Origin of the sequence: Streptococcus sp. 1032 (assembly GCF_013277015.1) — a bacterium.
Classification (GTDB): domain Bacteria; phylum Bacillota; class Bacilli; order Lactobacillales; family Streptococcaceae; genus Streptococcus.
The window spans coordinates 94,734-119,266 of record NZ_VMMD01000001.1; the positions used below are offsets into that span (position 1 = coordinate 94,734).

General features: G+C 41.1%; 24 protein-coding genes and 1 other annotated feature. All 24 genes read left to right on the forward strand.

The window, feature by feature from the left end:
* The 24 genes from aroB to rplL all read left to right on the forward strand — a co-directional run bounded on the left by aroB (position 1) and on the right by rplL (position 24,365).
* Positions 1-1,068: a 3-dehydroquinate synthase gene (aroB, locus tag HT711_RS00435; RefSeq protein WP_173233369.1), complete on the forward strand. Its 1,068-nt coding sequence runs from the start codon at positions 1-3 to the stop codon at positions 1,066-1,068.
* 9 nt (positions 1,069-1,077) lie between these two features.
* Positions 1,078-2,244 (forward strand): chorismate synthase, encoded by a 1,167-nt coding sequence (aroC, locus tag HT711_RS00440; RefSeq protein WP_173233371.1) that lies wholly within the window; start codon positions 1,078-1,080, stop codon positions 2,242-2,244.
* 9 nt (positions 2,245-2,253) lie between these two features.
* The gene (locus tag HT711_RS00445; RefSeq protein WP_112444086.1) at positions 2,254-3,357 is read left to right on the forward strand and encodes a prephenate dehydrogenase; all 1,104 of its coding nucleotides are present in this window, start codon (positions 2,254-2,256) and stop codon (positions 3,355-3,357) included.
* A 10-nt stretch (positions 3,358-3,367) separates the two neighbouring features.
* Positions 3,368-3,517 carry a hypothetical protein gene (locus HT711_RS00450; protein ID WP_173214114.1) on the forward strand — a complete coding sequence of 50 codons (150 nt, stop codon included), beginning with the start codon at positions 3,368-3,370 and terminating at the stop codon, positions 3,515-3,517.
* A gap of 81 nt (positions 3,518-3,598) precedes the next feature.
* Complete coding sequence (locus HT711_RS00455; RefSeq protein ID WP_173273262.1) at positions 3,599-3,949, forward strand: hypothetical protein; 351 nt, start codon at positions 3,599-3,601, stop codon at positions 3,947-3,949.
* Between the two features lie 53 nt (positions 3,950-4,002).
* The gene (locus tag HT711_RS00460) at positions 4,003-4,341 is read left to right on the forward strand and encodes a YlbF/YmcA family competence regulator (RefSeq protein ID WP_000065980.1); all 339 of its coding nucleotides are present in this window, start codon (positions 4,003-4,005) and stop codon (positions 4,339-4,341) included.
* A gap of 91 nt (positions 4,342-4,432) precedes the next feature.
* Positions 4,433-5,716, forward strand: coding sequence for a 3-phosphoshikimate 1-carboxyvinyltransferase (gene aroA / locus HT711_RS00465; protein ID WP_173214118.1), 1,284 nt, complete (start codon positions 4,433-4,435; stop codon positions 5,714-5,716).
* Positions 5,709-6,185, forward strand: coding sequence for a shikimate kinase (locus HT711_RS00470; RefSeq protein ID WP_173214120.1), 477 nt, complete (start codon positions 5,709-5,711; stop codon positions 6,183-6,185). The genes aroA and HT711_RS00470 overlap by 8 nt, the downstream gene beginning before the upstream one ends.
* Positions 6,182-7,030: a prephenate dehydratase gene (gene pheA / locus HT711_RS00475; protein WP_173214122.1), complete on the forward strand. Its 849-nt coding sequence runs from the start codon at positions 6,182-6,184 to the stop codon at positions 7,028-7,030. Before HT711_RS00470 ends, pheA begins: the two co-directional genes overlap by 4 nt.
* Entirely contained in the window at positions 7,027-8,301 is a 1,275-nt protein-coding gene (psr, locus tag HT711_RS00480; RefSeq protein WP_164226467.1) for a polyisoprenyl-teichoic acid--peptidoglycan teichoic acid transferase Psr, read from the forward strand. Before pheA ends, psr begins: the two co-directional genes overlap by 4 nt.
* Positions 8,302-8,429: 128 nt before the next feature.
* Positions 8,430-9,275: a phosphorylcholine transferase LicD gene (locus tag HT711_RS00485; RefSeq protein ID WP_173233373.1), complete on the forward strand. Its 846-nt coding sequence runs from the start codon at positions 8,430-8,432 to the stop codon at positions 9,273-9,275.
* Entirely contained in the window at positions 9,265-10,368 is a 1,104-nt protein-coding gene (locus HT711_RS00490) for a glycosyltransferase (protein WP_173214124.1), read from the forward strand. The genes HT711_RS00485 and HT711_RS00490 overlap by 11 nt, the downstream gene beginning before the upstream one ends.
* 1 nt (position 10,369) lies before the next feature.
* Entirely contained in the window at positions 10,370-11,356 is a 987-nt protein-coding gene (locus HT711_RS00495) for a glycosyltransferase family 2 protein (protein ID WP_164226464.1), read from the forward strand.
* A gap of 15 nt (positions 11,357-11,371) precedes the next feature.
* Positions 11,372-12,841 (forward strand): O-antigen polysaccharide polymerase Wzy family protein, encoded by a 1,470-nt coding sequence (locus tag HT711_RS00500; protein WP_173214126.1) that lies wholly within the window; start codon positions 11,372-11,374, stop codon positions 12,839-12,841.
* Positions 12,834-13,868, forward strand: a complete 1,035-nt coding sequence (locus tag HT711_RS00505) for a prephenate dehydratase (protein WP_173233375.1) — start codon at positions 12,834-12,836, stop codon at positions 13,866-13,868. Before HT711_RS00500 ends, HT711_RS00505 begins: the two co-directional genes overlap by 8 nt.
* Positions 13,869-14,067: 199 nt before the next feature.
* Positions 14,068-14,805, forward strand: a complete 738-nt coding sequence (mecA, locus tag HT711_RS00510) for an adaptor protein MecA (protein ID WP_173233377.1) — start codon at positions 14,068-14,070, stop codon at positions 14,803-14,805.
* Between the two features lie 150 nt (positions 14,806-14,955).
* Positions 14,956-16,242 (forward strand): homoserine dehydrogenase, encoded by a 1,287-nt coding sequence (locus HT711_RS00515; protein WP_112444064.1) that lies wholly within the window; start codon positions 14,956-14,958, stop codon positions 16,240-16,242.
* A gap of 1 nt (position 16,243) precedes the next feature.
* Entirely contained in the window at positions 16,244-17,113 is an 870-nt protein-coding gene (gene thrB, locus HT711_RS00520) for a homoserine kinase (protein ID WP_173233380.1), read from the forward strand.
* Positions 17,114-17,326: 213 nt separating this feature from the next.
* The gene (gene msrB, locus HT711_RS00525; protein WP_173233382.1) at positions 17,327-18,265 is read left to right on the forward strand and encodes a peptide-methionine (R)-S-oxide reductase MsrB; all 939 of its coding nucleotides are present in this window, start codon (positions 17,327-17,329) and stop codon (positions 18,263-18,265) included.
* Positions 18,266-18,325: 60 nt separating this feature from the next.
* Complete coding sequence (locus HT711_RS00530) at positions 18,326-20,050, forward strand: ABC transporter ATP-binding protein (protein ID WP_173233384.1); 1,725 nt, start codon at positions 18,326-18,328, stop codon at positions 20,048-20,050.
* Position 20,051: 1 nt separating this feature from the next.
* On the forward strand, positions 20,052-21,800 hold the full coding sequence (locus tag HT711_RS00535) for an ABC transporter ATP-binding protein (protein WP_173233386.1): 1,749 nt from the start codon (positions 20,052-20,054) through the stop codon (positions 21,798-21,800).
* A gap of 114 nt (positions 21,801-21,914) precedes the next feature.
* A complete protein-coding gene (locus HT711_RS00540; protein ID WP_173233389.1) occupies positions 21,915-23,174 on the forward strand; it encodes a TRZ/ATZ family protein in 1,260 nt (419 codons plus the stop codon).
* Between the two features lie 75 nt (positions 23,175-23,249).
* Positions 23,250-23,385, forward strand: a sequence feature (ribosomal protein L10 leader region).
* A 38-nt stretch (positions 23,386-23,423) separates the two neighbouring features.
* Positions 23,424-23,924, forward strand: a complete 501-nt coding sequence (gene rplJ / locus HT711_RS00545; protein WP_001287278.1) for a 50S ribosomal protein L10 — start codon at positions 23,424-23,426, stop codon at positions 23,922-23,924.
* A gap of 72 nt (positions 23,925-23,996) precedes the next feature.
* Positions 23,997-24,365 carry a 50S ribosomal protein L7/L12 gene (gene rplL / locus HT711_RS00550; RefSeq protein ID WP_001196965.1) on the forward strand — a complete coding sequence of 123 codons (369 nt, stop codon included), beginning with the start codon at positions 23,997-23,999 and terminating at the stop codon, positions 24,363-24,365.
* Positions 24,366-24,533: the final 168 nt, after the last annotated feature.

Sequence of the window (24,533 nt, forward strand, 5' to 3'; positions counted from 1 at the left end):
ATGAAAATCAGAATCGATATTCCTCATCATCCTTATGATATTCAGATTGAAAAAGGTTGTCTGGCTCAGGCTGGTCAATGGTTGCGAGAACTCTGGCAACCACAAAAGGTAGTCATTGTGACAGATAACCATGTAGCTTCTCTTTATGCAGAGAAGGTCAAGCTCAGCCTAGAAGATGCTGGTTTTCAGGTAGCTGTTTTTGACTTTTTAGAAGGGGAAGAAAGAAAGAATTTAACCACTGTTCAGAAAGTCTATGAATTCCTAGTTAAGCAGGGGTTGACTCGTAGCGATGGAATCGTGGCTCTCGGTGGTGGTGTCGTTGGGGACTTGGCTGGTTTTGTAGCCTCTACCTATATGCGGGGCATTCATTTTGTTCAGATACCGACTAGCTTAACAGCCCAGGTGGATTCTTCTATTGGTGGAAAGACGGGTGTTAACACTCCATTTGCCAAGAATATGGTAGGAACTTTTGCCCAACCAGATGGGGTTTTGATTGACCCACTTGTTCTTGAAACGCTTGGAAAAAGAGAGTTGATTGAAGGGATGGGTGAGGTTATCAAGTATGGCTTGATTGAGGATCCAGAACTGTGGGCTCTCTTGACGGAGCTGGATGGTACTGTAGAGAGCATTCTGGAACATGCGGAGACTTTGATTGAACATTCTTGTCAGGTCAAGCGCAAGATGGTGGTTGAGGATGAGTTGGACAATGGTGTTCGCCTTTACCTCAATTTTGGCCACACTATTGGCCATGCCATCGAAGCGACTGCCGGTTATGGCAAGGTCATGCATGGAGAGGCTGTAGCTATGGGAATGGTACAGATTTCCAAGGTAGCTGAGGGAAAAGGCCTTATGCCAGAAGGGATAACCCAGTCTATTACAGCTATGTGTCAGAAATTTGGACTACCTGTTGACTATGAAAACTGGGATGTTGACAAGCTTTATCAGGCTTTGACTCATGATAAGAAAGCGCGTGGCAATACCTTGAAATTGGTCTTGGTACCAGAGCTTGGTTCAGCGACTATTCACCCAGTTTCTCTGGAAGAGATGAAAGACTACTTGGTAAAATAAGGAGAGTGTATGAGATATTTAACTGCAGGAGAATCACACGGTCCCCGTCTGACAGCTATTATTGAGGGAATTCCAGCTGGACTACCTTTGACAGCAGAGGATATCAATGAGGACCTTAAACGCCGTCAGGGTGGTTACGGTCGTGGTGGCCGTATGAAGATTGAGAGCGACCAAGTTGTCTTTACTTCAGGCGTTCGTCATGGGAAGACGACAGGGGCTCCCATTACCATGGATGTCATCAATAAGGACCACCAAAAATGGCTGGACATTATGTCTGCGGAGGACATTGAAGACCGTCTTAAAAGCAAACGAAAAATCACCCATCCTCGCCCAGGTCATGCTGATTTGGTTGGGGGCATCAAGTACCGTTTTGATGATTTGCGTAATTCCTTGGAGCGTTCATCAGCTCGTGAAACCACCATGCGAGTGGCAGTCGGAGCAGTAGCTAAACGCCTCTTGGCTGAGCTGGATATGGAGATTGCCAACCATGTCGTAGTCTTTGGTGGCAAGGAAATCGATGTACCTGAAAATCTGACAGTCACTGAGATTAAGGAAAGAGCTGCCCAGTCTGACGTTTCTATTGTCAACCAAGAAAGAGAACAGGAAATCAAGGATTATATTGACCAAATCAAACGTGACGGTGATACCATCGGTGGGGTTGTGGAGACAGTCGTTGGAGGTGTTCCAGTTGGTCTTGGTTCCTATGTCCAATGGGACAGAAAATTGGATGCACGATTAGCCCAAGCTGTTGTCTCTATAAATGCCTTTAAAGGGGTAGAATTTGGTCTTGGATTTGAGGCTGGTTATTGTAAAGGAAGCCAGGTCATGGATGAAATTCTCTGGTCTAAAGAAGACGGCTATACTCGCCGTACAAACAATCTAGGTGGCTTTGAAGGCGGTATGACTAATGGGCAACCGATTGTTGTTCGTGGCGTCATGAAGCCCATTCCTACTCTCTACAAACCACTCATGAGTGTGGATATCGAAACCCATGAACCCTACAAGGCAACTGTGGAGAGAAGTGATCCGACTGCTCTTCCAGCTGCAGGTGTAGTTATGGAAGCTGTTGTGGCAACGGTTTTAGCACAAGAAATCCTCGAAAAATTCTCATCAGACAATCTAGAGGAATTAAAAGAAGCAGTGGTCAAGCACCGAGACTATACAAAGAACTATTAAGGAGTTTCTATGGCAAAAACAGTCTATATCGCGGGCCTTGGATTGATTGGTGCCTCGATGGCCCTTGGTATCAAACGCGATCATCCAGATTATGAAATTTTAGGTTATAATCGCAGTCAAGCTTCGAGAGATATTGCCTTGAAAGAAGGCATGATTGACCGTGCAACGGATGATTTTGCTAGTTTTGCTCCTTTGGCAGATATCATCATTCTCAGCTTGCCAATCAAGCAAACCATTGCTTTCATTAAGGAGTTGGCCAACTTGGACTTAAAAGAAGGCGTGATTATCTCAGATGCTGGTTCGACCAAGTCAGCCATTGTAGATGCGGCGGAGAACTATTTAGCTGGTAAGCCTGTTCGCTTTGTCGGGGCCCATCCCATGGCTGGTAGTCACAAGACAGGGGCTGCTTCTGCGGATGTCAATCTTTTTGAAAATGCCTATTATATCTTTACACCTTCGAGGCTGACAAGTCCTGACACACTTGAGGAAATGAAGGACTTACTTTCAGGTCTTCATGCTCGTTTTATCGAGATTGATGCCAAGGAGCACGATCGAGTCACTTCTCAGATTAGCCATTTTCCTCATATTCTGGCTTCTAGTCTCATGGAACAGACCGTGGTCTATGCTCAAGAACATGAGATGGCAAGGCGTTTTGCTGCCGGTGGTTTTCGAGATATGACCCGAATTGCGGAAAGCGAGCCAGGTATGTGGACCTCCATTCTCTTGTCCAATCGTGAAACAATTTTAGATAGAATTGGGGATTTCAAGGAGCGTTTGGACGAGATTGGACAAGCTATCAGTAAGGGTGATGAAAACCAAATCTGGAACTTTTTCAACCAAGCGCGTGAGCAACGTCAGGCCATGGAAATTCATAAGCGTGGTGGTGTGGATAGTTCTTACGACCTCTATGTCGACGTTCCCGATGAAGAAGATGTCATCTTGAGGATTTTGGAACTACTACGTGGAACTTCCTTGGTCAATATTCATATCAACGAGGAAAACCGTGAGGATATTCACGGGATTCTACAAATTTCATTTAAAAATGCTCAAGACTTGGAAAGAGCTGAGCATCTAATAACAGAAAATACCGACTACACAGTCGTTGTCAAATAAGGAGAAAAATATGCCTAAAATAGAGCCTAGATTCATATTTGGTATTATCTTTATTTCTTTTATCTTACTTAGAGCTTACGCTGTTAAAAAAGATGTGAAAACTACTTCAGAAGCTAGTGTTGAGACAAAAAATGAACCATCCAACAAGGAAATAAGTTAAGAGAAAACCAATTCAAAGTATGTAGACGATAGAATTATTAATGAGTTTATCAATAGCTATAATCAAAATTCTAATAGCCCATTGGAAAATATCAAAAAAGGAAATATAAAAATAAAATATTTCGCATCAAGCTACGGATACTACTTGGAACTTTTACATGCAAATGATACTGCTAAAATCAACGTAACAATAAATCAGACAAATGAAAATAGTGAATCTGGTGTTGCAGGAATGAAAGAAGTATTTCATGATATTGTTAAATCGATTGAATCATCCTTATCTGATGATGAGATAGAGAACTATTTTGATAATCTTATGTCAAATGAAATAAAAACAGGTTCTAATTTAGGAACTTTGAAGATCGAGTATATACCAGATAAGGAATTAAGGAATGGACATTCAAGAGGTCATATAAAAGTGATTGCACAATAATAAAGACCACAGAGTGACTAGTAATTTTAAAAGAAATGAATAAGGAGAACATCATGTCAAATATTTACGATAGTGCAAACGAACTCAGTCGCGGCCTACGCGAATTACCAGAATACAAGGCTGTCAAAGCGGCTAAAGATGCGATTTCAGCAGATGCTGAGGCAAGCAAAATCTTTACAGAATATGTTGCTTTCCAAGAGGAAATTCAAAGATTAGCGCAGACAGGTCAAATGCCAGATGCATCCTTCCAAGCGAAAATGGAAGGCTTTGGTAAACAGATTCAAGGAAATAGCCTCTTGTCAGAATTCTTTACTAAGCAACAACAATTGGCAATTTACCTTTCTGACATTGAAAAAATTGTTTTTGAACCAGTTTCAGAATTGCTAAAATAAGAAAATAACTATCATAAAGTCAGGAATTTTTAAGGAATTTCTGACTTTTTATGATAAAATAAGTAAAAGTATTGCAAGTATGAGGTCCAGTATGAAACTAAAAACAAACATTCGCCACTTACATGGCAGTATCCGCGTTCCAGGTGATAAGTCTATCAGCCACCGTTCCATTATCTTTGGAAGTTTGGCTGAGGGTGAGACCAAGGTTTATGATATTCTGCGAGGTGAAGACGTTCTTTCGACCGTGCAGGTTTTTCGTGACCTTGGTGTTGATATTGAGGATAAAGATGGGGTTATTACCATTCAAGGTGTCGGTATGGACGGCCTAAAAGCTCCGCAAAATGCTCTTGATATGGGAAATTCTGGAACCTCGATTCGTCTGATTTCAGGTGTTCTTGCTTGTGCAGACTTTGAAGTAGAAATGTTCGGAGACGACAGTCTATCCAAACGTCCTATGGACCGTGTGACGATTCCACTGAAAAAAATGGGTGTTAACATTTCTGGGCAAGCTGAGCGAGACCTGCCTCCCCTTCACTTAAAAGGGACGAAAAACCTAAGACCTATTCAGTATGAGTTGCCAATTGCCTCTGCCCAAGTTAAGTCAGCCTTGATGTTTGCAGCTTTACAAGCTAAGGGGGAGTCAGTTATTATCGAAAAAGAATGCACCCGTAATCATACTGAAGATATGTTGCAACAATTTGGTGGTCATTTAAGTGTGGACGGCAAGAAAATCACAGTCCAAGGGCCACAAAAATTGACAGGACAAAAGGTGGTTGTTCCAGGAGATATTTCCAGTGCAGCCTTTTGGTTGGTCGCAGGTTTGATTGTTCCAAACTCTCGTCTAGTGCTGCAGAATGTGGGGATCAACGAAACGCGCACCGGTATTATTGATGTCATTCGCGCCATGGGTGGAAAATTGGAAATAACTGAAATCAATCCAGTCGCTAAATCTGCTACTTTGACTGTTGAGTCTTCTGATTTAAAAGGAACAGAGATTGGTGGCGCTTTGATTCCACGTTTGATTGATGAATTGCCTATTATTTCCCTACTTGCGACCCAAGCCCAAGGTGTTACAGTTATCAAGGATGCTGAGGAGCTCAAGGTCAAGGAAACAGACCGCATTCAGGTTGTGGCAGACGCCTTAAATAGCATGGGAGCAGATATTACTCCTACAGCAGATGGAATGATTATCAAAGGAAAATCAGCCCTTCACGGTGCTAGAGTCAATACGTTTGGAGACCATCGTATCGGAATGATGACAGCCATTGCAGCCCTTTTGGTTGCAGATGGAGAGGTGGAGCTTGACCGTGCAGAAGCCATCAATACCAGTTATCCTAGCTTCTTTGATGATTTGGAGAGCTTGATTCATGGCTAAGGTATTACTAGGATTTATGGGGGCTGGCAAATCGACTATTGCAAGAGGCTTGGATCCTAATTACCTTGATATGGATGCCCTGATTGAGAAGCGCCTAGGTATGTCCATTGCGAATTTTTTTGCTGAAAAGGGAGAATCAGCCTTTCGTCGGATAGAATCAGAAGTTCTAGCTGAGTTACTACAAACAGATCAAGTTGTGTCAACTGGTGGGGGAGTGGTTATTTCTCAGCGAAATCGTGACTTACTCAAGACTAATACAGATAACATCTACCTGAAAGCCGATTTTGAAACCCTCTACCATCGTATCGCAGCTGATAAGGACAATCAGCGCCCGCTTTTTCTAAATAATAGTAAGGAAGAACTAGCAACAATTTTCCAAGAAAGACAGGCTTGGTATGAGGAAGTGGCTAGTCGGGTTTTGGATGTGACCAAGTTAAGCCCAGAGGAAATTATAGAGGAACTGAGATGAAAATTGCTTATCTAGGTCCCAAGGGATCATTTTCACACCACGTTGTGCAGACAGCTTTTCCTCATGAGGAATTGCAGGCCTTTGCCAATATTACAGATGTCATCAAGGCTTATGAGCAAGGATTAGTGGACTATTCTGTGGTGCCAGTTGAAAATTCTATTGAGGGTAGTGTTCATGAAACCTTGGACTACCTTTTTCATCAGGCTCGCATTCAAGCAGTTGCAGAAATCGTTCAGCCTATTCATCAGCAGTTGATGGTGGTTCCAGGCCATACTAAGATTGAAAAGATTTTTTCACATCCACAGGCCTTGGCTCAAGGAAAGAAATTCATCGATGAACAGTATCCAGAGGCTCAAATAGAGGTGACTGCTAGTACAGCTTATGCGGCCCGCTTTATTTCCGAACATCCAGATCAGCCCTTTGCAGCAATTGCACCTAGAAGTTCTGCTGAAGAATATGGCTTAGAACTGATTGCCGAGGATATTCAGGAAATGGAAGCCAATTTCACACGCTTCTGGGTTCTGGGAGCTGAAAAGCCTAGTATTCCCTTGCAAGCACAAACTGAGAAAATGAGTTTGGCCCTGACCTTACCTGACAACCTTCCAGGTGCACTCTACAAGGCTCTTTCGACCTTTGCTTGGCGAGGAATTGACCTGACAAAAATTGAAAGTCGTCCACTCAAGACAGCGCTAGGCGAATACTTTTTCATTATCGATGTGGACTATACTGATAAGGACTTGGTTCACTTTGCCCAAAAAGAACTAGAAGCCATCGGAATCCAGTATAAAGTTCTGGGTGCCTATCCTATTTATCCAATATCAGACCATGGAAAGGAGAGAAGATGAGTAAAGAAAATCCTCTCAGTCATCATGAAAAATTACGTTATGATTATTTGCTAAAAAATATTCACTATCTCAATGAGAGAGAAAAAAATGAGTTTGCCTATTTGCAAGAAAAGCTAACTATTGCTAGGGTAAATAGTAGTTCCAGCTTGGAACAAGAAAGAGAAGAGCAGGTTGACTTACCAAGCTATGCGAACCGGAGTCGCTCACAATACAAATCACAAGCACTCTCTGCTCCTCCCAAAAAGAAAAGACGGAAGCTCCGTCTTAAACGCATTTTTATGGTGATTTTTTCACTTTTGGTCTGTGTGGCTTTGGCCATGGTATTCATGTTTTTACGTGGTTACCAAGATGCTAGTGCAAAGAAAACTGCTGATGCCAAGGCAGCACAGGTTCAAGTCTTTAATGGTCAAGATACCAGAGATGGTGTTAATATTTTGATTATGGGGACGGATGGTCGAATCGGCCAAAATAGTGCTGAGACGCGGACTGATTCTATTATGGTATTAAATGTCGGAGGTTCAGATAAGAAAATTAAGCTAGTCAGTTTCATGCGTGACAATTTGGTTTATATAGACGGTTACAGCCAAGTCATTAACGGTAGAAAACAGACGGATAACAAGTTAAACGTAGCCTATGAACTAGGGGAACAAGAAGGACAAAAAGGGGCAGAAATGGTTCGTCAAGTCTTGAAAGATAATTTTGACTTGGACATTAAGTACTATGCCTTGGTCGATTTTCAGGCCTTTGCCACAGCGATTGACACCCTTTTCCCTGATGGGGTGACAATTGATGCCCAATTTTCAACATTAAATGGGCGTCCACTAACAGAAGCTACAGTCGGAGATGATTTACACGCTACTGAGACTGAGTCTCCAACCCAAACCATCAAAGTCGGAAAACAGCAGATGAACGGCTCGACCCTGCTCAATTATGCACGCTTTCGTGATGATGATGAGGCGGATTACGGCCGTACAAAAAGACAGCAGCAAGTTTTAACAGCAATTTTAGAGCAAATTAAAGATCCTACTAAACTTTTCACTGGTTCTGAAGCTCTTGGAAAGGTTTTTGCTATGACCTCAACCAATGCACCCTATACTTTCCTCCTAACAAACGGTTTATCTGTTTTGGATGGAGCAAAAAATGGTATTGAAAAATTGACGATTCCAGAACTGGGTGACTGGGTAGATGCCTACGATGTTTATGGAGGCTTAGGCTTGCTGGTCGATCAAAACAAGTATCAGAATAAATTAGCTCAGATGGGCTTGAGATAAGATAATACTCAATGAAAATCAAAGTTTGATAGCTATTTGGATAGCAATCAGGCTTTGATTTTTTACAGTCTGCAATAGATTTTCACCCCCTATTTGTGGTATAATGAAACGATACGATAGAAAGAATAATGAATAATATGACTGATTTAAAAGCAATTCAGGCTCGTAGTCTGGAGATGGCTGAATACTTTGTGGCCTTTTGCAAGGAGCATGATTTACTTTGTTATCTCTGTGGAGGGGGTGCTATTGGTGCCCTTCGAAACAAGGGTTTCATTCCTTGGGATGACGACCTAGACTTTTTTATGCCTCGTAAAGATTATGAGAAATTAGCAGAATTATGGCCTCGTTATGCAGATGAACGTTATTTCTTGTCAAAGAGTCACAAGGATTTTGTTGACCGCAATCTTTTTATTACCATTCGTGACAAGGAAACCACCTGTATCAAGCCTTATCAGCAGGATTTAGAATTGCCACATGGTTTGGCCTTGGACGTTTTGCCTTTGGATTATTATCCGAAAAATCCAGCTGAGCGGAAGAAACAGGTTCGCTGGGCCTTGATTTATTCTCTTTTTTGTGCGCAAACTGTCCCAGAAAAGCATGGTACACTTATAAAATGGGGAAGCCGTATTTTACTGGGTGTGACTCCAAAATCTCTCCGTTATCGCATTTGGAAAAAAGCTGAGAAAGAAATGACCAAGTATGATTTGTCTGAGAGTGATGGCGTTACAGAATTATGCTCAGGTCCTGGCTATATGAGAAACAAGTACCCAATCGCATCTTTTGAAGACAATCTTTTCTTGCCATTTGGAGGAACAGAGATGCCTATTCCAATCGGCTATGATGCCTATCTCAGCACTGCTTTTGGGGATTATATGACGCCTCCGCCAGCAGACAAGCAGATGCCGCATCATGATGCTGTCATCGCTGATATGGATAAGTCTTATACAGAATACAAGGGAGAATATGGTGGCTAAGAAAAAAATCTTATTTTTTATGTGGTCTTTTTCTCTCGGAGGCGGTGCAGAAAAGATTCTGTCTACCATTGTTTCAAATCTGGATCCAGAAAAGTATGATATTGATATTCTTGAAATGGAGCACTTTGACAAGGGATACGAATCTGTTCCCAAGCATGTAGGCATTTTAAAATCTCTTCAAGATTATCGCCAAGCTAGATGGTTACGAGCTTTTTTGTGGAGAATGAGAATTTATTTTCCAAGACTGACTCGTCGTTTGCTTGTAGAAGATGATTATGATGTTGAAGTTTCCTTTACCATTATGAATCCACCACTGTTGTTCTCTAAAAGAAAAGAAGTCAAGAAAATCTCTTGGATTCATGGAAGTATCGAAGAATTTCTTAAGGATAGCTCCAAAAGAGAATCACATAGACGCCAGTTGGATGCTGCGAATACCATTGTAGGAATTTCAAAAAAGACCAGCAATTCTATCAAGGAAGTCTATCCAGATTATGCTTCTAAATTACAGACAGTCTACAATGGATATGATTTTAAGACTATTTTAGAAAAATCTCAAGAGAAGATCGATATCGAGATTGCTCCTCAAAGTATCTGTACCATCGGACGGATTGAGGAAAATAAGGGTTCTGACCGTGTGGTGGAAGTGATACGGTTATTGCACCAAGAGGGGAAAAACTATCATCTCTATTTTATCGGGGCTGGTGATATGGAAGAGGAACTGAAAAAACGAGTTAAAGAGTATGAGCTTGAAGACTATGTGCATTTCCTTGGTTATCAAAAAAATCCATACCAGTATTTGTCTCAGATGAAGATCCTCTTGTCTATGTCTAAACAAGAAGGTTTTCCTGGGGTGTATGTGGAGGCCTTGAGCCTTGGAATCCCTTTTGTCTCTACGGATGTTGGAGGTGCTGAGGAACTATCCCAAGAAGGAAGATTTGGACAAATCATTGAGAGCAATCAAGAGGCAGCTCAGGCAATTACGAACTATATGACTTCTGCCTCAAACTTTGATGTCGATGAGGCTAGTCAATTCATTCAACAATTTACAATTGCCAAACAAATCGAACAAGTAGAAAAACTATTAGAGGAGTAGCATGGAAACTGCATTAATTAGTGTCATTGTGCCAGTCTATAATGTGGCGCAGTACCTAGAAAAATCGATAGCTTCCATTCAGAAGCAGACCTATCAAAATCTGGAAATCATTCTTGTTGATGATGGTGCAACAGATGAAAGTGGTCGCTTGTGTGATTCAATCGCTGAACAAGATGATAGGGTGTCAGTGCTTCATAAAAAGAATGAAGGATTGTCACAAGCACGAAATGATGGAATGAAGCAGGCTCATGGGGATTATCTGATTTTTATTGATTCAGATGATTATATCCATCCAGAAATGATTCAGAGCTTATATGAGCAAATAATGCAAGAAGATGCCGATGTTTCGAGCTGTGGTGTCATGAATGTCTATGCTAATGATGAAAGCCCACAGTCAGCCAATCAGGATGACTATTTTGTCTGTGATTCCCAAACATTTCTGAGGGAATACCTCATAGGTGAAAAAATACCTGGGACTATTTGCAATAAGCTAATCAAGAGACAGATTGCAACTGCCCTATCCTTTCCAAAGGGATTGATTTACGAAGATGCCTATTACCATTTTGATTTAATCAAGTTGGCCAAGAAGTATGTGGTTAATACTAAACCCTATTATTACTATTTCCATAGAGGGGATAGTATTACAACCAAACCCTATGCAGAGAAGGATTTAGCCTATATTGATATCTACCAAAAGTTTTATAATGAAGTTGTGAAAAACTATCCTGACTTGAAAGAGGTCGCTTTTTTCAGATTGGCCTATGCCCACTTCTTTATTCTGGATAAGATGTTGCTAGATGATCAGTATAAACAGTTTGAAGCCTATTCCCAGATTCATCGTTTTTTAAAAGGCAGTGCCTTTGATATTTCTAGGAATTCAATTTTCCGTAAGGGGAGAAGAATTAGTGCTTTAGCCCTATTCATAAATATTTCCTTATACCGATTCTTATTACTGAAAAATATTGAAAAATCTAAAAAATTACATTAGAACGGGGGTGAACAAGTGATTGATGGAAAACGATTATTATTTAGTTTGACCATAGTCAGCTATGCCTTGACGCTAGTAAGTGGAATTGTGTATCTGTTTAATAATAACAATGTTAGCTTGCTTTCTACTTTATTGTTCTTACTGGTTAGTAGCTTAATTGCTTGTTGGAATGATATCAAGTATTACTTAATCCATTTTATTTTCTTTTTAACTATTTTTATCTTTCTAGTATCAAGACCGACCATTGATTATTTTAGGGATGGTGCTTTAGATACCTATCATCCAATAGCCTATCGTTTTGCCTTTATAGTCGTCATGGTTTCGATTCTGGGCTTGACAACAGGAGGCGTCCTGGCTCGTTATTTTATAGCTAGGAAGAAAATAAAAGTACCCAAGATAGGAAATTCTCTAAAAGAGGTCTATATCAAGCGGTTGCGCTTTGTATCGCTAGGAGTTTTTCTTCTAACCTATCCTTTCTATTTCATTCGGTTATTTGAACGACTCCTGTATCGCTTGCAGACTTCCTACTATGCCTACTATGCAAATTTTGAAAGTAAACTGCCTTATTTTACCTACATTTTGTCTACCTTTACAGTCTATGCAATGTGTATGTATCTGGCAACCAAGCCAAAGAAATTGCAGGCAACAGCAGTGCTTGTCTCCTTTATTGCAGCTAATATCATTCATTTGGCAATCGGGACACGAAATCCCTTTATTTTAAGTATTCTATTTGCTTTTGTTTATTACTTTATGCGGGAGCAAACAGAAAAGGGAAAATGGATTGGGTTTAAAGAAAAGTTAGCGATTTTTGTAGGTTCTCCTATTCTCATGTTAGCGATGGGAGTGCTCAATTATGTACGGGATAATGTTCAAGTTTCCCATACAGGTTTCTGGGATATCCTGCTTGACTTTATCTATAAACAAGGGACTAGTTTTGGAGTTCTGGCTCGAGGTTTTCTATTTAACAGTAGCCTACCTTACAGAGATTTCCGTAATTTTACTTTTGGTCCTGTCCTTGATTATTTTGCAAGGGGAAGTTTGGGGGCCATTTTCGGAGGAAAAGCCTTTGAACATACAACCAATAGTGTGGAGCTAGCTATTGATAGTAATAGTTATGCCCACAATTTGTCCTATCTTGTTTTGAACAAGGAATATTTAAAAGGACATGGTATCGGAAGTAGCTATATTATGGAGTTGTATACCGACTATGGTATGATAGGAGTCTTTCTACTTAGTCTCTTGCTCGGTATGCTATTCATAGCCATGCTGCAAGTAGCCTATCGTTCAAGAACAATCCTATTTGCTTTGTCCCTACTCATCTTGAATAATCTATTCTTTATGCCAAGAAGTAGCTTTTCAGAAAGTTTCTTCAATCTATTTACAATGCAATTCTGGGGAATTGTTCTTGTGATTATATTTGTAGCAAAAATGCTTACAAAAGAAAACCAGTATCTACTAAACAAAGGAGAAAAAAATCATGTTTGAACATTATTCAGTAGCTGATTTATTTGCAAATCTTTACAAAAAACGAAAAGCAAATATTTTAGCTCTTATCGCTTTATTTGCTCTCATTGCTGTACCATTTACAATTAAAGCAGTTAGGAATAAAAACACTGTCAAAGACACAACAAGTTATTCAACTTATCTTAGCTATAAAATCACTCCTCCAGAAGATTCAGCTAAAACGATTTTGAATCATCAAATTGGTGGTTATAGTGATTTTTATGGGAAATTGATTGATGGTAATTTGAATGGAGCTTATCTTTTCAATGATGTAGAGCCCAGTGAGTTGAAAAAAATTGCCAGTGAATTAGATACGACAGAAACAACCTTGAAAAATTCTACGAATGATTATTGGTGGAAAAAACTGACTGTCTACTATATGATTGACGATGCAGGGGTTGGTGTGAAAATTTTGACACCAAGTAAAGATACTAATGACTTGTTGGAGCGAAAAATTGATGGATTGATTGAGAAATTTAAACACACTTTTGCAAATGTAAAAATTGAAAAATTGGAAACCATCAACTCTAAAGAATTGAATGCAAATGGTGAGACAGCGCTTGGATTAAATGTGAAAAATCTGATTCTCCGTTTAGCTGTTATTGGAGTAGTCTGTGTGATTTTGGTTGTGATGGGAAATGTATTGGTTTATCTCTTTAACCCAACAATCAATAGAGCAGGTGATTTTTCTCAATATCAAATTGATTTTGTAACAGAGATTACAACAATTGCTAACCTAGCAGATGTTTTGTCATACAAAAATGCTGGACAGGAATTGACTATCGTTAGCTCAAACAAAGCTATCCTAGATAAATTGAAACAAAATCAAGAGTCTTTAAAAGGAATGCATTTTGTCGATTTACAAGATGTGCCATCGCTTTTAGAAAGAGATACAGTCCTTCTTGTTGAAGAGTACGGAGTGACTCGTTATAAGAAATTTGAGCAAAGTCTTCAAATTCTCAGAAACTTAAATCGTTCTATCCTCGGTGTAGCAACCTTTAAATTATAAGTATTCTGATGTATAAGGTCTTCAAAGTCGGCTAAGAGCCGATTTTGAAGGCTTTTTCTATCTGTCTGCAGAAATTTTCTTTTGGAGTCTCCTATAGAAATACCCTAGGGAAAATCTATCCGTATAGAGGAGCCTTCTTTTGATAAAATCGTAAAAATCTAGTATAATAGATAGAACTGAAAGTATGAGGTTACTAGCAATGAAAATGAAACAAATTAGTGATACAACTTTGAAAATCACGATGTCTTTAGAGGATTTGATGGATCGTGGAATGGAGATTGCTGACTTTCTTGTTCCTCAAGAAAAAACAGAAGAGTTCTTTTATGCTATCTTGGATGAGTTAGAGATGCCTGATAGCTTTCTGGATACAGGCATGTTGAGCTTCCGTGTGACTCCAAAACCTGATAAGGTAGATGTCTTTGTAACCAAATCAAAGATTGACCAAAATCTAGATTTTGAAGACTTATCGGATTTACCAGATATGGAAGAATTGGCTCAAATGTCTCCAGATGAATTTATCAAAACCTTGGAAAAAAGCATCGCAGAAAAGACTAAAGATGATATCGAAGCGATTCAATCTCTAGAGCAAGTTGAAGCCAAGGAAGAAGAGCAGGAACAGGCTGAACAAGAAGTTGAAAGTAAGAAAGTGCCTTACATCTATTACATCCTTTCTTTTGAAAAATTAGCTGAGTTGGTGGCTTTTGCCAAGACAGTGACTTTTGAGATGGAAACTTCTGAACTCTACAAGATGAATGAGCGCTATTATTTGACTATTTTAGTGGATATTGAAAATCATCCAAGTCCATATCCAGCTTGGCTGTTGGCTCGTATGCGTGAGTTTGCGGACGATAGTGACATCAGTCGCTCGGTCTTGCAAGAGTATGGTCAAGTCTTGATGAATCACGATGCAGTACTTAATCTGCAAAAGATTGGATAATCATTTCTGGAAAGCTATTTCTAGATTTCGAGAAGAGCGAATCGTCTGATTCGTTTTTTCTTTTTATACTGAAATAGTGATTTACTATAATAGGAATTTTCACAAAATTCTGTTATAATGGCTATATCAGAAAATTTCGAGGAGACAAACATGACAGTTAAAATTGCTTTACTAGGATTTGGTACCGTTGCAAGTGGTGTGCCTTTCCTCCTAAAGGAAAATGGAGAAAAAATCAATCAATCAGCACATTCAGAGATTGAAGTTGCTAAGGTGTTGGTCAAGGATGAAGATGAAAAGAATCGCTTGCTTGCAGCAGAGAATGATTTTAATTTTGTAACCAATGTGGATGACATTTTGTCAGACCAAGACATTACGATTGTAGTGGAATTGATGGGGCGTATCGAACCAGCTAAGACCTTTATCACTCGTGCCTTGGAAGCTGGAAAGCACGTTGTTACTGCTAACAAGGACCTTTTGGCTGTCCATGGTGCAGAATTGTTAGAAATCGCTAAAGAGAATAATGTAGCACTTTACTATGAAGCAGCAGTAGCTGGTGGGATTCCAATTCTTCGCACTCTAGCAAATTCCTTGGCTTCTGATAAAATCACGCGTGTGCTTGGAGTAGTCAACGGAACTTCCAACTTCATGATGACCAAGATGGTGGAAGAAGGCTGGTCTTATGATGATGCTCTTGCGGAAGCGCAAAGACTTGGTTTTGCAGAAAGCGATCCGACAAATGATGTAGATGGGATTGATGCAGCCTACAAGATGGTTATTTTGAGCCAATTTGCCTTTGGTATGAAGGTTGCCTTTGACGATGTAGCCCACAAAGGAATCCGCAATATCACACCAGAAGATGTGGCTGTAGCCCAAGACCTTGGCTATGTAGTGAAATTGGTTGGTTCTATCGAGGAAACTCCTTCAGGTATTGCTGCAGAAGTGACTCCAACCTTCCTACCTAAAGCGCATCCACTTGCCAGTGTGAATGGGGTAATGAACGCTGTCTTTGTAGAATCTATCGGTATTGGTGAGTCTATGTATTACGGACCAGGTGCTGGTCAAAAACCAACTGCAACAAGTGTTGTAGCAGATATTGTCCGTATCGTTCGTCGTTTGAATGATGGTACCATTGGCAAAGACTTCAACGAATATAGCCGTGACTTGGTCTTGGCAAATCCTGAAGATGTCAAAGCTAATTACTACTTCTCAATCTTGGCTCCAGACTCAAAAGGTCAGGTCTTGAAATTGGCTGAAATCTTTAATGCCCAAGATATTTCCTTCAAGCAAATTCTCCAAGATGGAAAAGATGGTGACAAGGCGCGTGTTGTTATCATCACACACAAGATTAATAAAGCCCAGCTTGAAAATGTTTCAGTTGAATTGAAGAAGGTTTCAGAATTCGACCTCTTGAATAGCTTCAAGGTGCTAGGAGAATAAGATGAAGATTATTGTACCTGCAACTAGTGCCAATATCGGGCCGGGTTTTGACTCGGTCGGTGTAGCTGTAACCAAGTATCTTCAAATTGAGGTCTGCGAAGAACGAGATGAGTGGCTGATTGAACACCAGATTGGCAAATGGATTCCTCATGACGAGCGTAATCTCTTGCTCAAAATTGCTTTGCAAATTGTACCAGACTTGCAACCAAGACGCTTGAAAATGACCAGTGATGTTCCCTTGGCGCGTGGTTTGGGTTCTTCCAGTTCTGTTATTGTTGCTGGGATTGAACTGGCCAACCAACTGGGCAAGCTCAACTTGACAGACCATGAAAAATTGCAGTTAGCGACCAAGATTGAGGGACATCCAGATAATGTGGCTCCAGCCATTTATGGTAATCTCGTTATTGCAAGCTCTGTTGATGGACAAGTTTCTGCTATCGTAGCAGACTTCCCAGAGTGTAATTTTCTAGCCTATATTCCAAACTATGAATTGCGCACTCGCGACAGCCGTGGCGTCTTGCCTAAGAAATTGTCTTACAAGGAAGCTGTAGCAGCTAGTTCTATCGCCAATGTGGCGGTTGCGGCCTTGTTGGCAGGAGATATGGTGACAGCTGGGCAAGCAATCGAGGGCGACCTCTTCCACGAACGCTATCGTCAGGACTTGGTGAGAGAATTTGCGACGATTAAGCAAGTAGCCAAAGAAAATGGTGCCTATGCAACATACCTCTCTGGTGCTGGGCCGACAGTTATGGTTTTGGCTTCTCATGACAAGATGCCGGCGATTAAGGCAGAATTGGAAAAGCAACCCTTCAAAGGAAAACTGCATGACTTGAAGGTTGATACCCAAGGTGTCCGTGTCGAAGCAAAATAAAGAATAGATGATAGGATGGGGAAACTCTCGACCAGAGGGCTTCCTATCCTTTTTTTGAAAAGAAGTTTATACTCAATGAAAATCAAAGAGCAAACTAGGAAGTTAGCTGCAGGTTGCTCAAAGCACTGCTTTGAGGTTGCAGATGTGAGCTGACGTGGTTTGAAGAGATTTTCGAAGAGTATTAGTTAAAAACTGGATAAAGGAGAAATAAAGATGGCAGAAATTTATCTAGCAGGCGGTTGTTTTTGGGGCTTAGAGGAGTATTTTTCACGTATTTCTGGAGTGCTAGCAACCAGTGTTGGCTACGCTAATGGACAAGTCGAAACGACAAATTACCAGCTACTCAAGGAAACAGACCATGCAGAAACGGTTCAAGTGATTTATGATGAGAAGACAGTGTCACTCAGAGAGATTTTACTTTATTATTTCCGTGTTATTGATCCATTATCAGTCAATCAACAAGGGAATGACCGTGGACGTCAGTATCGGACCGGTATATATTACCAGGATGAAGCAGATTTGCCAGCTATCTACACAGTGGTGCAGGAGCAGGAACGCATGCTGGGTCGAAAGATTGCAGTAGAGGTGGAGAAACTACGCCACTACATTCTGGCTGAAGATTACCACCAAGACTATCTCAAGAAAAATCCTTCAGGTTACTGTCATATCGATGTGACCGATGCTGATAAGCCATTGATTGATGCCTCTAACTATGAAAAACCTAGTCAAGAGGTGTTAAAGGGCAGTTTATCTGAAGAATCCTATCGTGTTACCCAAGAAGCTGCTACAGAGGCTCCATTTACCAATGCCTATGACCAAACCTTTGAAGAAGGGATTTATGTAGATATTACGACAGGTGAGCCACTCTTTTTTGCCAAGGATAAGTTTGCCTCAGGTTGTGGTTGGCCAAGTTTTAGCCGTCCGATTTCTAAGGAATTGATTCATTATTACAAGGATATGAGCCATGGAATGGAGCGAATCGAGGTTCGTTCTCGGTCGGGGAATGCTCACTTGGGTCATGTTTTTACAGATGGGCCTCGGGAGTTAGGTGGACTTCGTTACTGTATCAATTCGGCATCCTTGAGTTTTGTATCCAAGGATGAGATGGAAGAGGAAGGATATGGCTATCTACTGCCTTACTTAAACAAATAAAACAGAGAGGGTGGGCGCTTCCCACTTTCTTCATTTCCAGAATAAGAATAGAAGGGATTTATGAAACACCTATTATCTTACTTCAAACCCTATATCAAGGAATCGATTTTAGCTCCCTTATTCAAGCTGTTAGAAGCTGTGTTTGAGCTCTTGGTTCCCATGGTGATTGCTGGGATTGTTGACCAATCCTTGCCTCAGAGAAATCAAGGGCACCTTTGGATGCAAATTGGCCTGCTCCTTATCTTTGCAGTGATTGGCGTTTTAGTGGCCTTGGTAGCCCAGTTTTACTCAGCCAAGGCAGCGGTTGGGTTTGCCAAAGAATTGACAAACGACCTCTATCGTCATATTCTTTCCCTACCCAAGGATAGCAGAGACCGTCTGACAACTTCAAGCTTGGTGACTCGTTTGACTTCGGACACCTATCAGATTCAGACTGGTATTAATCAATTCTTGCGCCTCTTTTTGCGAGCGCCCATTATCGTTTTTGGTGCCATTTTTAGGGCTTATCGAATCTCAGCTAAGCTGACTTTCTGGTTCTTAGTCATGGTTGCCATTTTGACAATCGTCATTGTAGGATTATCTCGATTGGTCAATCCTCTCTACAGTGTTCTCAAAAAGAAAACGGATCAACTGGTTCAGGAAACGCGCCAGCAATTGCAAGGGATGCGGGTTATTCGTGCTTTTGGACAAGAAAAACGAGAGTTACAGATTTTTCAAACCCTTAACCAAGTTTACGCTAGATTACAAGAAAAGACAGGTTTCTGGTCTAGTTTATTAACACCTCTGACCTATCTGATTGTCAATGGAACTCTCCTCGTTATTATCTGGCAAGGCTATATTTCGATTCAAGGAGGCTTGCTCAGTCAAGGTACTCTCATTGCCCTTATCAATTATCTCTTGCAAATTTTGGTGGAATTGGTCAAGCTAGCCATGCTGATAAATTCTCTCAACCAGTCCTATATTTCAGCCAAGCGAATCGAGGAAGTCTTTGCAGAATCTCCAGAGGATATCCATTCAGAGTTAGAACAAAAGCAAGCTACCAGCGAGCAGGTTTTACAAGTTCAAGAATTGACCTTTACCTATCCTGATGCGGCCCAGCCTTCTCTGAGAGACATTTCTTTTGATATGAAGCAAGGGCAAATCCTTGGTATCATTGGGGGGACGGGTTCTGGTAAATCAAGCTTGGTGCAAGTCTTACTTGGACTTTATCTAGTAGACAAGGGAAGCATTGACCTTTATCGAAATGGACGTAGTCCTCGTAATCTTGAGCAGTGGCGGTCTTGGATTTCCTATGTGCCTCAAAAAGTCGAACTCTTTAAAGGAACTATTCGTTCCAACTTGACTTTGGGTTTCAATCAAGTAGTGACTGATCAAAAACTCTGGCAAGCCTTGGAAATCGCGCAAGCTAAGGATTTTGTCAGTGAAAAGGAAGGTCTCTTGGATGCCACTGTTGAGGCAGAAGGGAGAAATTTTTCAGGTGGACAAAAACAAAGGCTGTCTATCGCACGTGCAGTTTTGCGCCAAGCTCCATTTCTTATCCTAGATGATGCGACCTCGGCCCTCGACACCATCACCGAGTCCAAACTTTTGAAAGCAATTCGAGAAAACTTACCCAACACGAGCTTAATCTTGGTTTCTCAACGAACTTCGACACTCCAGATGGCTGACCAGATTCTCCTCTTGGAAAAAGGTGAGTTACTAGCTATCGGTAAGCACGAGGACTTGATGAAATCCAGTCACGTCTATCGTGAAATCAATGAATCCCAACATGGAAAGGAGGACTAGCATGAGACGACAAACTGCAAATCAAACACTCACACGTTTGGCCAAAGATTTAGCAAGCCATCCCTTCCTCCTTTTCTTATCCTTTCTAGGAACTATTGTCCAGGTTGCCTTATCAATTTACCTACCTATCTTAATCGGGCAGGTCATCGACCAAGTCCTGGTGGCTGGTTCTTCACCAGTTTTTTGGCAGATTTTTCTCCAAATGGTCTTGGTGGTGATTGGGAATACCCTTGTGCAGTGGGTCAATCCTCTCCTCTATAATCGCCTAATTTTCTCTTATACCAGAGACTTGCGAGAGCGAATCATCTATAAGCTCCATCGGTTACCGATTGCTTTCGTGGATCGGCAAGGCAGTGGAGAGATGGTCAGTCGTGTAACCACGGACATCGAACAGTTGGCAGCTGGTTTGACCATGATTTTTAACCAATTTTTCATTGGTGTTTTGATGATTTTGGTTAGTATTCTAGCCATGCTCCAAATTCACCTCCTCATGACCCTCTTAGTTTTGCTGTTGACGCCACTGTCCATGGTGATTTCACGCTTTATTGCCAAGAGATCCTATCATCTCTTCCAAAAGCAAACAGAGACAAGGGGGATTCAGACTCAGTTGATTGAAGAATCTCTTAGCCAGCAGACTATTATCCAGTCCTTCAATGCTCAAGAAGAGTTTATCCAAAGACTGCGTGAGGCTAATGACAACTATGCAGCTTATTCGCAGTCAGCTATCTTTTATTCTTCAACGGTCAATCCTTCGACTCGCTTTGTCAATGCGCTTATTTATGCCCTTCTAGCTGGAGTGGGAGCTTATCGTATCATGATAGGCTCTACCTTGACCATCGGCCGTTTAGTGACTTTTTTGAACTATGTTCAACAGTACACCAAGCCCTTTAACGATATTTCTTCAGTGCTAGCTGAGCTGCAAAGTGCTCTCGCTTGCGCAGAGCGTGTTTATGCTGTCTTAGGGAGTCCTGAGGTGGCTGAAAGTGGCAAGGAAGTCTTGACTAGTAACCAAGTTAAGGGAGCTATTTCCTTTAAACATGTCTCTTTTGGCTACCATCCTGAAAAGATTTTGATTAAGGATTTATCTATTGATATCCCAGCTGGTAGCAAGGTAGCCATCGTTGGTCCGACAGGTGCTGGAAAATCAACTCTTATTAATCTCCTTATGCGTTTTTATTCCATTAACTCAGGAGATATATTGTTAGATGGTCGTTCCATTTACGACTATACCCGGGCATCATTGAGACAACAGTTTGGCATGGTGCTCCAAGAAACCTGGCTCAAGCAAGGGACCATTCATGACAATATTGCCTTTGGCACTCCTGATGCTAGTCGGGAGCAAGTGGTTGCTGCTGCCAAAGCAGCCAATGCAGACTTTTTCATCCAACAGTTACCTCAAGGTTATGATACCAAGTTGGAAAATGCGGGAGAATCTCTTTCTGTCGGTCAGGCTCAGCTCTTGACCATAGCCCGAGTCTTTCTAGCTATTCCAAAGATTCTTATCTTAGACGAGGCAACCTCTTCCATTGATACACGGACAGAAGTACTGGTTCAGGATGCCTTTGCCAAACTCATGAAGGGGCGAACAAGCTTTATCATCGCCCACCGCTTGTCAACCATTCAGGATGCTGATTTGATTCTTGTCTTGGTGGATGGTGATATTGTTGAGTATGGCAACCATCAAGAACTCATGGCTAAGAAGGGCAAGTATTACCAAATGCAGCAAGCTGCAGCTTTTAGCTCTGAATAATCCTTTCTACTTTGAAATCTTATGGACGAAAAAAGTTGCCTTCGGGTGACTTTTTTGTTACAATAGCTAGAAAAATTATTCACTGTAAATTGTTTTTTAGAAAAGGAGCCTAGAATGAAAGTCTTTCAGCATGTAAATATCGTGACTTGTGATCAAGATTTCCATGTCTATCTAGATGGAATCTTAGCCGTTAAGGATTCTCAAATCGTCTATGTCGGTCAAGAGAAGCAAGAGATTTTAAATCAAGCTGAGCAGATTATAGACTATCAGGGAGCCTGGATCATGCCTGGATTAGTCAATTGCCACACCCATTCTGCTATGACAGGCTTGAGAGGGATTCGAGATGATAGCAATCTCCATGAATGGCTCAATGACTATATCTGGCCAGCAGAAGCTGAGTTTACTCCCAACATGACTACCAAGGCGGTCAAAGAAGCTCTGACAGAGATGCTCCAGTCAGGTATAACAACCTTTAATGATATGTATAATCCCAATGGTGTGGATATTGAGCGGATTTATCAGGCAGTGAAAGATTCCAAGATGCGTTCTTATTTCTCACCGACCCTCTTTTCTTTAGAGGGTGAAACAACTGTTGAGACCATAAGCAGAACACGATCTATCATAGAGGAAATCTTAGGATATGAAAATCCAAATTTCAAAGTTATGGTGGCCCCACATTCTCCTTACAGCTGTAGTAGAGACTTGCTGGAAGCGAGCTTGGAAATGGCAAAAGAGTTGGGTATCCCCATCCATATCCATGTTGCGGAGACCAAGGAGGAGTCAGGCATTCTCCTGAAACGATACGGCAAACGCCCCCTCGCATTTCTAGAAGAACTGGGTTACTTAGATCATCCGTCTGTCTTTGCTCATGGGGTCGAATTAAACGAGAAAGAAATTGAACGTTTGGCAATGTCTCAAGTATCTATCGCCCACAATCCTATCAGTAATCTCAAACTGGCATCAGGGATTGCTCCCATCATCCAACTGCAAAAAGCAGGAGTGGCAGTAGGAATTGCGACAGATTCAGTTGCTTCCAACAACAATCTTGATATGTTTGAGGAAGGACGGACAGCCGCACTACTACAGAAAATGAAGAGCGGAGATGCCAGCCAGTTTCCAATCGAAACAGCCCTCAAGGCACTGACAATTGAAGGGGCTAAGGTTCTAGGGATGGAAAATCAGATAGGAAGTCTAGAAGTCGGCAAGCAAGCAGATTTTCTCGTTATTAAACCACAAGGGAAAATCCATCTCCAACCTCAAGAAAATATGCTGTCCCATCTAGTTTATGCTGTCAAATCCAGTGATGTTGATGATGTCTATATTGCTGGAGAACAGGTCGTTAAACAAGGTCAAGTCCTGACAGTAGAACTTTAGAATAAAAATCACGAAAAATTTTAAAAAAAGTTTGCAAAAATCTTGCATTCTTTTTTTGACTATGTTATACTTATATACGGTTTGAAAAAACTGCCTAAGACAGTAGGGGAGCTCGACTCATAAGTATCCTACCGAGGACAAAACGTATCATGTAAAAAGAAGCGTATTGTACTTTCGTGTCTAGGTTTGGGCGCGTTTTTCTTTTGGAAAAATTCCCCAAGCAAAATAATTACGGAGGTGAACACACTAATGAGTGAAGCAATTATTGCTAAAAAAGCGGAACTAGTTGACGTAGTAGCTGAAAAAATGAAAGCTGCTGCATCTATCGTCGTTGTTGACGCTCGTGGTTTGACAGTTGAGCAAGATACAGTTCTTCGTCGTGAGCTTCGTGGAAGCGAAGTTGAGTATAAAGTTATTAAAAACTCAATCTTGCGTCGTGCAGCTGAAAAAGCTGGTCTTGAAGATCTTGCATCAGTATTTGTTGGACCATCTGCAGTAGCATTTTCTAACGAAGATGTTATCGCACCAGCGAAAATCTTGAACGACTTTTCTAAAAACGCTGAAGCACTTGAAATCAAAGGTGGTGCAATCGAAGGCGCTGTCGCATCTAAAGAAGAGATTCTTGCTCTTGCAACTCTTCCAAACCGCGAAGGACTTCTTTCTATGCTCCTTTCTGTACTTCAAGCGCCAGTGCGCAACGTTGCTCTTGCAGTCAAAGCGGTTGCAGAAAGCAAAGAAGACGCAGCTTAATCTTAAGCTACGCAGCGTAGCCTAGCTACGAAAATCTATTATAAATTTAAAACATATTTGGAGGAAATAACAATGGCATTGAACATTGAAAACATTATTGCTGAAATTAAAGAAGCTTCAATCCTTGAATTGAACGACCTTGTAAAAGCTATCGAAGAAGAATTTGGTGTAACTGCAGCTGCTCCTGTAGCTGTTGCTGCAGCTGGTGCTGCTGACGCTGGTGCTGCTAAAGATTCATTCGACGTTGAATTGACATCTGCAGGCGACAAAAAAGTTGGCGTTATCAAAGTTGTACGTGAAATCACAGGTCTTGGTCTTAAAGAAGCTAAGGAACTTGTTGACGGTGCACCAGCACTTGTTAAAGAAGGCGTTGCAACTGCAGAAGCTGAAGAAATCAAAGCTAAATTGGAAGAAGCTGGAGCTTCAGTTACTCTTAAATAATAGAGTGACTACATTAGTAGCTTAAAACATGATTAAACCGCTATTCTTGGGAGTAGCGGTTTTTCTTTTTTCTCCGAAATGGGATAAAATGGGGTAAGTAAGTAATTATCCAACTGTTTAACTCAACATAAAAATCCCCAATCGTAGTGATTGAGGATTGAGCAAATA